Annotated in this window: 9 protein-coding genes; all 9 read right to left on the bottom strand. The window is 50.6% G+C overall.

Going from position 1 to position 15,718, the window contains the following annotated elements:
* Nucleotides 1-8 precede the first annotated feature (8 nt).
* Complete coding sequence (kdsA, locus tag AAGC78_RS02585; protein WP_435782470.1) at nt 9-860, bottom strand: 3-deoxy-8-phosphooctulonate synthase; 852 nt, start codon at nt 858-860, stop codon at nt 9-11.
* 75 nt (nt 861-935) lie between these two features.
* Nucleotides 936-2,555: a CTP synthase gene (locus AAGC78_RS02580; protein ID WP_435782469.1), complete on the bottom strand. Its 1,620-nt coding sequence runs from the start codon at nt 2,553-2,555 to the stop codon at nt 936-938.
* Between the two features lie 225 nt (nt 2,556-2,780).
* Nucleotides 2,781-3,251, bottom strand: coding sequence for a regulatory protein RecX (locus tag AAGC78_RS02575; protein WP_435782468.1), 471 nt, complete (start codon nt 3,249-3,251; stop codon nt 2,781-2,783).
* A gap of 61 nt (nt 3,252-3,312) precedes the next feature.
* Nucleotides 3,313-3,882 carry a DUF4136 domain-containing protein gene (locus AAGC78_RS02570; RefSeq protein WP_435782467.1) on the bottom strand — a complete coding sequence of 190 codons (570 nt, stop codon included), beginning with the start codon at nt 3,880-3,882 and terminating at the stop codon, nt 3,313-3,315.
* A 217-nt stretch (nt 3,883-4,099) separates the two neighbouring features.
* Nucleotides 4,100-5,143 (bottom strand): recombinase RecA, encoded by a 1,044-nt coding sequence (recA, locus tag AAGC78_RS02565; protein WP_435782466.1) that lies wholly within the window; start codon nt 5,141-5,143, stop codon nt 4,100-4,102.
* 238 nt (nt 5,144-5,381) lie between these two features.
* Complete coding sequence (gene entS, locus AAGC78_RS02560) at nt 5,382-6,662, bottom strand: enterobactin transporter EntS (RefSeq protein ID WP_435782465.1); 1,281 nt, start codon at nt 6,660-6,662, stop codon at nt 5,382-5,384.
* A 129-nt stretch (nt 6,663-6,791) separates the two neighbouring features.
* Nucleotides 6,792-14,162 (bottom strand): amino acid adenylation domain-containing protein, encoded by a 7,371-nt coding sequence (locus tag AAGC78_RS02555; protein ID WP_435782464.1) that lies wholly within the window; start codon nt 14,160-14,162, stop codon nt 6,792-6,794.
* 11 nt (nt 14,163-14,173) lie between these two features.
* Nucleotides 14,174-14,386 carry an MbtH family protein gene (locus tag AAGC78_RS02550; RefSeq protein ID WP_435782463.1) on the bottom strand — a complete coding sequence of 71 codons (213 nt, stop codon included), beginning with the start codon at nt 14,384-14,386 and terminating at the stop codon, nt 14,174-14,176.
* 53 nt (nt 14,387-14,439) lie between these two features.
* Complete coding sequence (gene fes / locus AAGC78_RS02545) at nt 14,440-15,678, bottom strand: enterochelin esterase (RefSeq protein ID WP_435782462.1); 1,239 nt, start codon at nt 15,676-15,678, stop codon at nt 14,440-14,442.
* Nucleotides 15,679-15,718 lie beyond the last annotated feature (40 nt).

Raw genomic sequence — 15,718 nt, 5'->3', positions numbered from 1 at the left:
GCGTCTAATTACTGAATATCGAGTGGTGGAAAATTTTTCACCACATCATCAATCGTTTTCATCTGTTGCAAAAATGGTTGCAACTTATCGAGCGGTAACGCGCTAGGACCATCGCACTTGGCATTATTCGGATCTGGGTGCGCCTCTAAAAATAAACCAGCCAAACCCACTGCCATTCCAGCACGCGCCAATTCTGCTACTTGATGGCGACGACCACTTGATGCTGCGCCCATTGGATCGCGGCATTGTAATGAATGGGTCACATCAAAAATAACCGGAGCATTGCCGCTGACTTCACGCATGGTGCGGAAGCCGAGCATATCAACGACCAGGTTGTCGTAACCAAAATTGGTGCCACGATCACAGAGAATAATTTTATCGTTGCCGCACTCACCAAATTTTTCAACAATATTTTTCATTTGGCCGGGGCTTAAAAACTGGGGCTTTTTAATATTGATCACTGCACCAGTTTTGGCCATAGCGACCACTAAATCTGTTTGGCGAGCAAGAAATGCGGGCAACTGGATCACATCGCAAACATCAGCTACCGGCTGGCACTGATCAATTTCATGCACGTCAGTGATGACAGGAATATTAAAGGTTTGTTTGATTTCTTGAAAAATCTTTAAACCTTCTTCCATGCCAGGACCGCGATAGGAGTGGATAGAAGAACGATTAGCCTTATCAAAAGAGGCTTTAAATACGTAAGGAATTCCAAATTTTTGGGTCACTTGCACATAGGCTTCTGCAACTTGCATCGCCATATCGCGCGACTCAAGCACATTCATACCGCCGAACAATACAAACGGCAATGAGTTTCCAACATTAAGATTGCCAATTTTTACTATTTCTTGAGACACATGTATTCCTTTCAGAATAATTTTAAAATCAGTAGCTGACCTACATGAAAAGGGCGCAATGTTTGCGCCCTCACATTATTTCTTATTTGCCAGCGCCGCTTTTACAAACGCAGTAAATAAAGGATGTCCGTCACGAGGTGTGGACGTAAATTCCGGATGGAATTGGCAAGCCACAAACCATGGATGATCAGGAATTTCCACCATTTCTACCAAAGTATCATCAGCAGACCAACCACCAATCTTCAAACCTGCTTTTTGCAATTGATCAACATAATTATTGTTGACTTCATAGCGATGACGATGACGCTCAACAATGACATCAGCACCGTACACTTTGCGTGCGTTCGAACCTGAAACCAAACGACATTCTTGTGCACCTAAACGCATAGTGCCACCAAGGTCAGAAGATTCATCGCGCTTCTCTACTTCACCGTCAGAGGTAATCCACTCGGTGATCAATCCAATCACCGGATGCGGTGAGTTGCGATCAAACTCAGTAGAGTTGGCACCTTTCAAGCCCAACACATTACGGGCGAATTCAATAACAACTGATTGCATCCCCAAGCAAATGCCAAGGTAAGGGACTTTATTTTCACGAGCGTACTGCACGGCCATTAACTTGCCTTCTACACCACGCTCACCAAATCCACCCGGAACCAAAATCGCATCGGCATCTTTCAGGATTTCTACACCTTCGTTTTCCACACGCTCAGCATCAATGTAGTTGATGTTTACTTTGGTGTGGGTATGGATTCCGGCATGAGTCAAAGCTTCAATCAATGACTTATACGCATCCAGCAATTCCATGTATTTACCAACCATAGAGATGGTGATGGAGTTAACCGGATTCAGTTTGCCTTCTACAACTTTGTCCCACTCACCTAAATCAGCGACAGGACATTGCAGGCCCAACAATTCAACAACGATTTGATCAAGACCAAAACTTTGTAACAAACGTGGAATTGAATAAATAGTATCCGCATCAGGAAGCGGCACAACAGCGCGCTCTGCTACGTTAGTAAACAATGAAATCTTGCGACGGGAATCTTCGTCGACCATTTTTTCTGAGCGGCACAACAAAATATCTGGCTGCAAGCCGATTGAGCGAAGCTCTTTTACAGAATGTTGTGTAGGTTTGGTTTTGGTTTCGCCAGCGGTAGCGATATAAGGTACCAGCGTCAAATGCATTAACAGCGCGCGCGAACCCATTTCCACTTTCAGTTGACGCACAGCTTCGAGGAAGGGTTGGGATTCGATATCACCAACAGTACCGCCAATTTCTACCAGCGCAACATCAACGTCGCGGCCGCCTTCAAGAATACGGCGTTTGATTTCATCGGTAATGTGCGGAATAACTTGTACAGTACCGCCCAAATAATCGCCACGGCGTTCTTTGCGCAATACGGTTTCATAAACACGTCCGGTGGTGAAGTTGTTGCGGCGAGTCATTTTGGTACGAATAAAACGCTCGTAGTGACCTAGATCCAGATCTGTTTCGGCGCCATCTTCTGTAACAAACACCTCCCCGTGCTGGAAGGGGCTCATAGTACCCGGATCTACGTTGATATAGGGGTCGAGCTTCATGATGGTGACTTTAAGGCCGCGAGCCTCAAGGATGGCCGCCAGGGAAGCCGAGGCGATGCCTTTGCCCAATGAGGAAACAACACCACCTGTTACGAATATATAGCGCGTCATGTAAAACCTGATTACTGTGAAAAATGCGGAGCGGATTGGAGATAAATGCCAACAGCAGCACTCGTTGCGAGGCAGGGGGATTTATCGTTCAGGACGGGGCGCCAGAGTAACAGAAAGGCCTTTTCGGCTCAATGAAAAGCTCGCCCGCCTTAGGGAACGAGATCTTAAACGAGAACCAGCTTCCGTGGGAAAAATTGGAAGTTGGTGACGAAATGGGGCTTATCTTTACCAATCTTCATTGGTTGTGAGCTTAAATGCCGCTTGGATATGGCGACTAGAAAAACCGCGAGATTGCAGGAAACGCATCTGTTTCGCGCGTTCGCGCTGATCTGCTGGAGCCAAACCACGGTATTTTTTCTCCCTGACCTCATAAGCCAGCTCATACCAGCATTCATCCGAATCGTCGATAAACTGCGCAATTAATTCTGCTGACACCCCCTTCTCACGCAGCTCCATCTTGACAATTAGCGGTCCCTTCCCTTGCCTTTGCCTCATGGATACAAATGCCTGAGTGAATCGTTCATCTGATTGCAGGTTTTGTTCAATTAATGCGGCAATTACACTTTCAATAAGCTCAGGGCTTTCAAACTTACGCTCCAGCTTATCTTTTAGCTCCTTTGCCGAATGCTCACGCATCGCCAGCAAACTCATAGCACTGTAGCGGATATCCGATAGTTTGGGCGGTTCTTGCTGCATGAAACATCAAACTCCAATAAAAATGGCCGCATAAGCGGCCATTTAAAATCACCAATTACCCTTAGTTAACAGGAGGAAACTGGGCAATAACTTCATTCACTGCGCGACTCAACACTTCGCGCTGTTGCTGGGGCGCCATACCACGACTGAGTCGTTTTTCTGACACACCACGCCAAATTGGTTTTTCGGTTTTAGCATCTACGATATCAATAATCAGACTACCCTGATTGTATACACGCAAACCTGCACCCGGTCCGTAAAAGAAGGGGGAAGGATAGCGATAAGGGCGACCAAAATAACCATAACCATAAAGATCATCGTAACTACGCGGGTCAATCTTCTCTTCGATGACTACATGGTAGCTAACGATAAAATCCGGTTTAGCGCCAGTTGCTGCGCTTTGATAGCGCTTAGCCAGCTCGCCTTTTAGTGCAGAATGAATATGACTTAACGTAAATGGCGATATGAGGATATTTTCTTTAGCATCCTGCTTTGTCTCAGCCACCTCAAAGGTCTTTAACGCTGAGAAATCAAAATCCGCCTGATGATCAGTTTCTACTTGCGGCTGGGTAGAGCAACCTGCAAATACCAGCGCGCTCATTACAACCAACAACCAACCAAACCGTTTCATTATCCACCCCACCAATTCATATTAAGTTGATTAAAGGGATACTAGTTTAACTTAAGCAACTATCCCCTTGATTTTGTGCGAAATTTAAACCGTATATCGCACTCATTACCTACAGCATAGAGAGCGCTTGAGGGCGATGCAAGCTCTATCCCTAAAGACCAAAAAACCTCCATCAACAATATAGCCAATGGAGGTTTTTATCACTGTAACGAAATGTTTAAACCTCTACGTCATCCGTAACTTCATTACCGCCCGGACTAAGTGAGAGTGCAGGTGTTGCAAGGAGTTCAGTTCTGACTTTTTGCTCCAGTTCTTTGGAGATAAGGGGGTTTTCTTGCAAGAACTTCATTACATTGTTTTTGCCTTGACCGATCTTGTTGCCCTGATAGCTATACCAGGCACCGGCTTTATCAATCAGGCCTAATTTCACGCCGTAATCAACGATCTCACCCATACGGTTAATACCTGAACCATAAAGGATTTGGAATTCAGCTTGCTTGAATGGAGGAGCAACCTTGTTCTTAACCACTTTCACACGGGTTTCAGAACCAATCACTTCTTCACCCTCTTTCACCGCACCGATACGACGGATATCAAGACGGACGGACGCATAAAACTTAAGCGCGTTACCGCCGGTGGTGGTTTCAGGGTTGCCGAACATCACACCAATTTTCATACGAATCTGGTTGATGAAAATCACCAGACAGTTAGCATTTTTGATGTTACCGGTGATTTTACGGAGCGCTTGCGACATCAGACGTGCTTGCAAACCTACGTGGTGGTCACCCATCTCACCTTCGATTTCCGCACGCGGAGTCAATGCGGCTACCGAGTCCACCACCAATACGTCTACTGCACCGGAACGCACCAGCATATCCGTCACTTCAAGGGCTTGTTCGCCAGTATCAGGCTGGGAAACAATCAAATCTTCAACATTTACGCCCAATTTGGTGGCGTAAATAGGATCGAGCGCATGTTCAGCATCGATAAATGCACAAGTACCGCCAGCGCGTTGGGCTTCTGCGATTACTTGCAAGGTAAGCGTTGTTTTACCAGAGGATTCAGGACCGTAGATCTCGATAATACGACCTTTAGGCAGGCCACCAATTCCCAATGCGACATCAAGACCAAGAGAACCAGTAGAAATAGCAGGAATAGCGACCTGTTCTTTGTCGCCCATACGCATAACAGTACCTTTACCAAATTGACGTTCGATTTGGCTTAGTGCGGCCTGCAGCGCTTTCTCTTTATTCGCATCCATCTGACACCTCAACATAAAAAATAATGAAACAGTTGTTATGAAATCTTTTAAAGATCTATTTTGCCATGCAGGAGGTTAAACCCACACTGTTGGAGATAGCATACACGAAAAACCTGTATACGCAAACAGTACTAGTAATTTATACAGTATTTTATTTATCCAACCTGACGCCATTTCATCACAACGGAAACTTCAGACAAATATACGAACAAACAGCTCCTAAAGAACAATACATTTCTCAAGTGTTGCCAGCCAATACCGATGACCCTGTGGCTGGGCTATTCAGCGGTTCAGCTTCCATAGGCGCATCGCGCAGGGATTTGAATATACCGAGCACTGCCAAAGTTGCGCCGAAGGCAATTGCACCCAAAGTAAATATGCTGGCGAGGGACGACAGGAATTTGCCCATTAATCCGATACCGACTGCGCCGAGCGAATCACCCGATGCATCCTGAGCCGTCCAAAGTGCGTTGACCCGACCAAGATATTGATCCGGCGTATGGCCTTGAACAAGGGTGTATTGCAGCAATGAGGCAATCGATACCAGATAACCAAAAGCTGCGAGCAATATCAACGCGAGAATAAAATGTTGATTCACCCCCAACAACATCAAACAGATAAACGAACCGAGACTGGTCGCGCCCATTACCCAACCAGGGCGATTAAGATCATTGGCCCAGCCGCTGATAATTGCACCCAAGGTTGCCCCCAGCGGCACAGCGGAATACATCAAACCTAATTCAAACGCACCACCACCGTAAGCAGTTTCGGCCAGCGCGGGGAACAGCACGCGAATAGCCGTGGTTAGCGTCACCAAAGTGCCAACCAAAACCACACCGAACACTATCTTGTTAGTCACCATAAATTGAAACCCTTGCGTTAATGCGCGCAGCGGATGATTGTCTTCAATCTCCGCTGGTTTCATCACTGGCAAACTTAACAGCGGCAACAATGTAAGCGCAGTGCCAAGCGCAGCAATCAAGTAGGCCCAACCCACATGAGAAGCAGCGATAATAATTCCACCCAATGCTGGTGATATGACTGTCGCCAACCGAATACTAACCATACTCACCGCGCGCGCTTGCATCAGCTTCTCGCGGCCTACAATAAACGGCATGGCAGCCATTAATGCACTCACCCCCAGCGCGCCGAAAAAACCATCCCATACCGATAAAAAATAAATCACCCATAGCGATGGCGTGGGCAGCCAGGCGTTAATGGCAAGACCAAAAAATCCGAGGCCGCAAATTGCGCGCGCAAATAAAATTAACGCTTTGCGATCTTGGCGATCTGCCAACACACCGCCCAGCAATAAACCGACAAACAAACCAATACCTTCCAGTGCCATGGCCACACCGACATGAAAACTATCGCCGGTTAATTGGTACACCTGCATGGGAATTGCCACAGACAACATGCCGAGTCCCAACAGGGAAATAGTGCGCGCAATAAAAACGTTGCGAAAATTGCGATTATCCCGAAGCACACTCAGGTCAACAAAAATGGATTTTTTAGCCATGATTTTTCCAAAAAATTTAAATGCCTTAGCAAGTAGAGTTGCCAGGAGCAGCGAATAAAAAATCAGCGAGCCGATGAACTACATCATCGACTCGCCTTTTTCACGACACAGTTTTTGCTAAACCTTTTACTAAACAGTCAGCGATCTCTCTTCGGATTTTGTAACAAGTTTTGTATCAGCTGAACTATAAATTGCCGCTCGTTCAATCAATTCTTCCAACAATGGCCCCAGCGTTTCCAACGATTGCGGGGACATAATATTTTCGTGGGAACATTCGGTTAGATGATGGATTTGCAATTGCTGCGCATAGGGCAACCAGGCGGAATCTGCATCGATATAGTCTGGCAGGGATTGATCAGCTACAAACAAAGTGACCGAACCGCTGTAAGCCGGTGTATTGGTTTTTGCGAGCAGGCGCACAGCATCTTTATAGTTGGCAAAAATTTGGTTGAGCATCGCTTCCTTTTCCTGACGCATTAATTTATCAAGAACAGCATCATCCAAGGCCGCATCTGCTGGCGCATTTCCAGCGAAAGCGTCATTCAATAATTGAGCTTGCTCGCGCTCGGCACCCATCGCAGCTTCTGCACCTTGTGGATCACTCCAGTCATGCACTTCAGCGGGATAGGTATCCAGCAAACCGAGGAAGTCCACGGCTTCGCCTTGCGCACGCAATTTCGCTGCGACGCCATAAGCCACAGTTCCGCCCAATGAATAACCTAGCAAGTAATACGGCCCTTCCGGTTGCGCAGTGCGGATAATCTGCAATTGCCGATCGATCAACTCATCCATGGTCTGGCTGGTTGCGATCAAGCCGCCGGGGCGCGGTGATTGCAGGCCGATAATCGGCTGACCCGCTTTGAGATAACGCGATAGCACCGAGTATTGCCACGCAAAACCGGAACCGGGATAGAAGCAGAACAGCGGCGCGCCCTGCCCTTGACGCAAATGAATCAGCTGATCAAAGCCATCGTTACCGAAGTCATTGAGCATCACCGAATCGTTGAGCTGGGCCGCGAGTTTTTCCACAGTTGGCGAAGTCATGATTTGCCCTACCGCGACTGGTCGCTGCAATTCGCGGCGGATCTCGGCGGCTAGCCGCATCGCCATCAGCGAGTGTCCGCCCAGCGCGAAGAAATCGTCATCGGCAAATACTTGCTCTACATCCAACACACGCGCAAACACATTGGCGAGACGGGTTTCCAAACCGCGTACAGGCAAGCGCCCCTGACGATTGGATTGCCCCGCGTTAGTTGAAAGACCTGAAGATGGAATAGGCAAAGCTTTACGATCCAATTTACCGTTGGCGCTCAGCGGCAAAGCATCTAAAATCACCCAAGCCACTGGTACCATATGAGCGGGTAACTGCGCTTGCAGGTTGGACTGAATTATTGGTAATGCCGGTTCATGTCCGGCCTCGGGCACTATATAAGCCACCAGCTGACGGTTATCCATATTGGCTTGCGCTGCATCGACCTGCCCCAGCACAACAGCATTTACGACAGCATTGGCAACGCCGGTTTGCTGCAATAACAGGGTTTCGATTTCGCCCAGCTCGACCCGTTGGCCGCGAATTTTTATTTGGTCGTCAGCGCGGCCGAAATATTCGATCACACCTTGCGGCAACCAACGCACAATATCGCCGGTGCGATACATACGCGCGCCCGCTTCACTCGAATAAGGATCGGCAACAAAACGACTGGAAGTCAGATCAGCGCGACCGAGATATCCCATCGCCAATTGCACGCCACACAAATACAACTCGCCCGTTGCTCCTACCGGCACTTGGCGCAGATATTGATCCAACACACGCACTTGCGTATTCCATACCGGGCGACCAATAGGAACGCCCGCGCCACCCGCTGTATGTTCATCACCATTGCGATAATCCGCGGGGTGATAAGTCACATCCACTGCCGCTTCTGTCGGGCCATAAAGATTGTGTAACTGCGCGCGATTAAAGCGCTGGGTAAATTCTTTTGCCTGGGCTTTAGTCAATGCCTCGCCACTACAAAACACCAGGCGCAAGCTTGAACAGATGCTTTCCTCTTGTGCGTATAGGGCATTTGCACTGGCCGTAAAAATCGCCAGCATTGAGGGCACAAAGTGCATGCAAGTCACGCCGAAACGCTCAATGGTTTGCACCAGTTGTTGTGGGTCGCGATGAGCTTCCGGTTCAGCCATCACCAACTGCGCACCTACCATCAGTGGCCAGAAAAATTCCCACACAGAAACATCAAAACTGCTCGGGGTTTTCTGCAGGACAACATCATTAGCATCCAGCCGATATTCATGTTGCATCCATTCGATACGGTTATAGATCGCCTCATGGGAAACCAACACACCTTTCGGGCGACCGGTAGTGCCGGAGGTGTAGATGATGTAAGCCGGATGTTGTGGACTAATTGCGACAGGCAACTCTGTCTGACCGACAGTTTCAGTATCGAGCAATTGATTGAACACGCGGATTGCAGGCGCTCCTGCCAATACATGCAGTCGCTCACGTGAAGATTCGCTGGTCAACAGCAAACGCGGTTTGGCATCACTGAGCATATAACTCAGGCGATCATCGGGATAACCCAGATCCAGCGGCAAATAAGCCGCGCCCGCTTCGATCACCGCCATAAGCGCCAGGCTCAAGTGCACTGAACGAGGAATCGCAATCGCAACAATACTGCCCGGCGTCACACCGGCATTCACCAGTTCTGCGGCGAGCGCTCGGACTTGCTGGCGTACTTCGCTATAGGTGAGACTATGGCGTGCATCGCGCAGAGCCAATTCATCCGGTGTACGCCACGCCTGATTCGCTAAGGCACCACGCAGGGTTTGCGGTGCGAGCGGTTGTGCCGTCGCATTCACCTGACGAATAAAGGTTTCTTCCTGCTCCGATTGCAGTACATAACGGGCAATTGGCAATTCCGGCTGAGCCAGCAAGGTTTGCAGAATGCGCTCTACCCGATGGGCAATCTGTGCCGGATTGGCCAGAGCACCGCGATTCTCCACCAGCAGCGTCAGGCTTTCACCTGGTAGCACCAGCAGTGCGAGCGGATAATGGCTGTAGCCGCGGTTGTGGATATTGCCCATCACGAGCGGTTTGCCATCAGTACCGATAAGGTTGCGGGCGAGATAATCGCTATCGGGATAGTTCTCTACCACCAGCAAGGTATCAAACAGATTGCCGTTACCGACAAGACGTTGAATTTCCGCCAATCCCAAAGCATCGTTTTCCAAGAGTTCGATATGACGCTGCTGCATGGATGGCAACAAATCCCACAGAGAACAATTGGCCTCCAGTTTTACACGCACCGGCAAGGTATTGAGGAATAAACCTACCTGCTCTTCGATACCCGCTACCGGCGCGCTTCGCCCTGATACCGGGCTACCAAATACCAGATCATCGCGACCGGTCAGGCCAGACAACGCCAGCGCCCAAACAGCTTGCATCAATACGTTCAACGTCAGGCCGCGCTGACGCAGTTGCGCCATCAACTCACTCGTCATTGCTGTCGACAGCGCGAGCGAAAACTCCTCCATTTGCGCGCTGGCTTGCAGCTGTTCAAAAGCGATTGTCGGTTGCACGCCAGCCAGAGATTGTTGCCAAAGCGCACGCCCAGGAGCGAGATCGCGTGTTGCCAGCGAGGTAATTAACTGGGCGTAATCGGCTTGCGGTTTGGATAGTGGTTTTTGCTGCTCGTAAGCCTGAAGGAGATCGCGCTGCAACAAGGGCGTCGACCAACCATCCACCACCAAATGATGGATAACTAGTAGTAGCTGATAACGATCTTGATCCAATTTGACCAAGGCCGCGTTGAGCATGCCGCCGAATTCATGGGTCGCATATTCAGCATCAAGCAATTCACGCTCGAAAGAATTCAGCAAACGCTGTTGGGCTATTTCGCTGAATGTAGTCAGATCATGTTCTTGCCACGGCCAAGCCAAAACCTGATCGGCGGCGGGCAACAAAAATACCGGCTCAGTACCTGTCTCGGTATCAAATACACCGGCGAGTTGCGGGTAGCGGGTTAACAGGAAATCCAGCGCGCGACGCAAACGCTGGCGATCCAATGCACCGTTAAAATCCACTCTGGTGTAGGCGTTGTAATTGCCAGCGCCCTGCCCTAATTGGGCATGGAACAACATCCCTTTTTGCAGTGGCAATACCGGCGCAGCAGCGGAGAAATTACCGTAGAGCGCGATCAATTCTGCGGTTTGTTCTGCAGACAAACTCCATGTAGCAACTTCAGCGGTTTCAACCTCTGATTGACGAGCAACCGCGGCTAATTGGCGTGGGTTGCGCAGCGCAAAAATTTCGCTGGGGCGCAGTTCATAACCGGCGCGACGCAGCTCGGTGCACAGCATAATTGCCGAGATGCTATCGCCACCCAGTACAAAGAAATCATCCTCAACGCCAACTTGGGCAAGCTTAAGCACTTCTGCCATAGCCTCGCACAGTTGCACCTCTTTGTGATTGGCCGGACGAGCACTGCTAAATGCAGCGACAGGTATTTGGCTAGCGGGATCAGGCAGGCGTTTGCGATCCACTTTACCGCTGACATTGCGCGGGAATTCCTCCATCACCACCAGCATAGACGGCACCATGTAATCCGGTAATTGCTGGCGCAGTTGGGCGAGCAGCGTCTGGCTGCATTGCGCTTGCTCGTTGGTATTCAAACCGGGCACCACGCAGTAACCCACCAACCGCTGGCTGTTATTCACCGACTGGGCGATCACCACCACACTTTCCACTCCGGGCAAGAGTGACAAAGCATTTTCAACCTCGCCGATCTCCACGCGATAACCGCGGATTTTGACCTGATCGTCGCTGCGTCCCATATATTCCAAACGGCCGTCGCGATTCCAGCGAACCAGATCGCCCGTGCGATACATACGGCTGCCCGTATCAGCCGAATCAGCAAACGGATTCGCCACAAAGCGACTCGCACTCAAGCCAGCGCGAGCGAGATAACCCAAAGCCAAACCTGCACCCGCGACATACAGCTCGCCCACAACACCGACTGGTACTTGCTGCAGACGAGAATCCAATACATAGACTGACGTATTGCCAATCGGGCGACCAATAACCGGCCGCTCACTATCACCCAGCGCAGCGCGCAAAGTATCGACGGTGTATTCCGTCGGGCCGTAGAGGTTATGTACTTGCAGGTGCTGGAACTGGCGCAGCTGCTGCCAAAGCGCTGCCGGTGCCGCCTCGCCGCCAATCAGGATCAGGCTTGGGTGATGTTGCTTCTCTGCCATCAGACCATTACTGAGCATCTGCGCCAAAAATGACGGCGGCAAATCCATGGCATCTATCTGCAAGCGCGCGACTGATTGCACTAATTCATAAGCATCGCGGCGGGTGTCTTCATCGAAAACATAAAGCTCCTGCCCCAACAGCATCCAGAAAATCTGCAACCAGGAGGAATCAAACGAAAACGAATGAGTGTGTGCCGCGCGTAAAGCACGATTCGGCCAAGCTTTATTAACGCGCGCCAAGGTAGGCAAATAAAACGCCGTGCGATGGGATGAAATCAGATTCAGCAAAGCACCGTGGGTATTCATCACCCCTTTGGGGCGACCGGTACTGCCGGAGGTAAAAATCACATAGGCAATGCTATCTGCAGTGATTGGAGCAATGCGCTCATTAGCGAGCAGCGGGCTACCACTAAAACTTAACAAGCGCGTTTGGACGCTGGTGGTATCAAGGTCGAGACGTTTTAAAGTCGCGGGCAATTCCAGATGCGCGCGCCGACTGCTGAGCAATAGGCGCGGATTAGCATCCTCACACATCATCGCCATGCGCTCGGGCGGATAATCCAGATCCAACGGTAAAAAAGTAGCGCCGCTATTCAGCACTGCCAGCATGGCAATAATGGCTTCTGTCGAGCGTGGAATTGCAACAGCAACTACTTGTCCGACGCCTGCACCTTCTGCAATTAACAAGCGGCTTAGGCGTGCGACTTGTTGATTCAACGCGGCAAAATCCAGACGGATTTCGCCACACACGAGTGCAAGAGCATTTGGCTGGTTTTGTCCCTGTGCGACCAGCAAATCCACGATGGTAGTAAGGCTTGAGTCGCGTTCAACCGCAAGCCCTTGCGACCACTCAGCAATCTGTTTCGATTCATCACTATTCAACAGCGGCAATTGCACCAAGCTGGTTTGTGGATCAGCTAACCAACCCGCCAATAATCCCTGGATGCGCTGGGCGTGAGCTTCTAATTCGTCGCTGCTGTAGCGGCTGGCATCGGCGCGCAATTCGAGGCTGATCTGTTCGCCCTGAATCACCAGACCAAATTCCAGATCATCAATCGGACCAGTGGCGAGGTGATGGGTAACTCCCGCAATAACAGTGCCCTCGCTGCCAGCGAACTCAACGGTGTAATCAAACATTTTGTAATTGATGACCGCGCCATAAAGTTTTTGGCCGGAACCGACGAGGTGACTATCGCGCTGGATTTGCTCGGCGGGATATCGCTGGTGTGGTCGCACTTGCTGGAGCGATGCTTTGACCGTTTGTGCCACCTCAAGCCACGCCATTGCCGGGTGCAAATGCACCGCAACCGGAAGCACATTCACCACCGGCGCGACCGACTTCACCGCTACCGAACCCATGCGGCACATAAAAGGCACACCGAATGCTTGGCTGTATTGGCCGGTCATACGGCTTTGGTAGGCAACCAGTAAACCGAGCAGTAAATCCGGTGGGGTGAGTTGTGGGGCGGCATCGTTTGCGCGAATCGACTGCTGCAACTGCGCAAAACAATCCGCAGGAAATGCAAAGTTATGGCTCAATAAATTGGTGCTGGTCTGGCTGCTCGCCGAACTGCGCAATGACAAACTCGTCGCTGCCGGCAAGGCTTGTTGGTAATCCTGCCAGAAGTTTTTATCTTTCTCCCATTTGCTGGATTGACGATAGGCTTGCTGCTCCGCAACGACCAAATCCACGCCAACAAACGGGCTAGCACTCACCGCTTCGCCCTGTACCAGATGATTGTAAATAGCGGTAATGCGGCGAGTTAATGCGGTAAAACTGTAGCCGTCGAGCATGATGTGGTGGTAACGCTGATACCACAACCAGCACTCGCGGCCAGAAGTTCCTTGAGTCTCTTCCCTGACCCGAAAAATCCCATGACGATAAAGCGGTGCGCTGCCACCCAAGGGTAAATCCGCTTTGGTATCAGCCCACATCCACTCCCATGCGCGGGTTTTGCCAGCGGGCTGGTCATACCAATCCATCACTTCAATGGCAATCGCTGCAGAATCAGGTGTAACCAACACTTGCTCGACGCTTGAACCTACCGCGCGGTAATCCGCCGTCACCGTATCGGCCTCCGATAGACCTATGCAAATTGCTTGTTGCAGCAGCGACGGATTTACTTCCCCGTGCAATTCGATGCAGTGGGAAATGACATAGACAGCCTTGTCCTCGGCGACCTGATCAGCCAGCCATATTCCTTCCTGCGTTGCCAACAAGGGCAAGGTTTTTGCGAATGTCATGGCAGATAACCTCAGTTGGCGACTTGAAAAGGATTGATTTCCGGCCAGTGGCGTTCGATGTAATCCAGACATTGGCTGCGCTCGTGCGGCCCAAAGCGCACATCCCATCCCGCAGGCACAGCGGCGAATTCCGGCCACAAGCTGTATTGCGCGCGGTTGTTAGCCAGCACTAAAAATTGGTGTTGTTCGTCATCAAATGGATTGAGGTAGTTTTCGTTGCTCATGGTGGTTTGCTCGTAATCAAATTAGGAAGTGCGATTAAATTTAAAAGCGGTAATTAAGCGGGAGAAAATTCGGTATCCGGCGCTGGCGAACCCAGCAAGCTGATAAGCCCGCTGACCAGCCCTTCGCTCCAGCAGAGCCAATCGTGGCCGCCACGGAATTCGCGATAGCTAACCTTGTGGCCGGTAGCGATCAAGGCATCGCACAAAGCGCGGTTAACGCCCAGCATGTCCTGCTCGTAGCAGCCAATATCGAGATGAATACGCAGTGTTGCTCCCTGCCCTTGACCGGCCAACACCGCTTGAGTCAACTCACCTTTATCACCGGCCTCATCCGCATCCGGCCACCAAAAAGAACCTGACTGGCTGAGCGCGATACCAAAGCGCTCTGGCCAATGCAGCACTGCATAAGCTGCAGCCAAGCCGCCAAAGCTTTGGCCTGCGATCAGGGTTTTGTGTGGGTCTTGGGTGAGGGAAAAACGTTTCTGTAACCGGGGCAATAATTCCTGTTGCAGCGCGTACCAGAATGTTGGGTTGCATGGCATTTCGTCGGCGCGCGCGCGCGGACTCAATGCATCGATAAACAGATATTGGGCTGCGGGCAAAACGCCGCTTTGCGTTAGCGCATCCAACTCGCTAAGTAGCGGCTGGTGATTAGCCCAGTAATGGCCATCAAGCAGGATTACCAGCGGCTTATCACCCGCATTGTCTTTGCCAGAATCGTACAGCCAGATTGAACGTTCATTGCCGAGGCGGCGACTGAGCCAGCGTTCGTGATGAATTTGGACTGGAGTGATAACCTCCGGCAATGCGCGCGCTGGCTGCAGTTGGATCGCCGAAAGTGGCAAACCCCAACCGCTGTTGTGCGGCGGATACAGATTAAAACTGTCCGCCTGAGCCTGCCGCTCCATCAGATCAATCCACCAATGGCGACGCTCGCGGCCATGCTCCGGTGGCGGTAAATCTTCTGCCTCAACCGGCAGTAAAAAATAGCTACCGCACCAATCAACGGGCAACCGGGTCCGCCAGTACCAGACGTCGGTCTGACCAATACGGGTTAGCGCCGTGAGTGATTGGATGATATGGGGAGTGTGGGAGTAAACATCGATAAACACTTGCGCTGGCGTACCTCGCCAAAGGAAGGTCAGCTCGACCGTTTCGCCGATGTGAGCACCACGTAAGGGAGTGCCGATCCGGGTTATATCCTGCCACCAAGCGGGGCTGCCCAAATCGGCACGTTCAAACAGCAGCTCCGTCTGCTCAGTCAGTGAATCAGGGGAAATACAGAGGTTCATTGTTAACGTCCCGGTGCGATGTTCGAGTCACGTTTATCAG

This window comes from Cellvibrio sp. (assembly GCF_039207905.1).
GTDB lineage: Bacteria > Pseudomonadota > Gammaproteobacteria > Pseudomonadales > Cellvibrionaceae > Cellvibrio.
The sequence above is the reverse complement of the archived record's forward strand: the minus strand, read 5'-3'. Positions and strand labels throughout refer to the sequence as shown.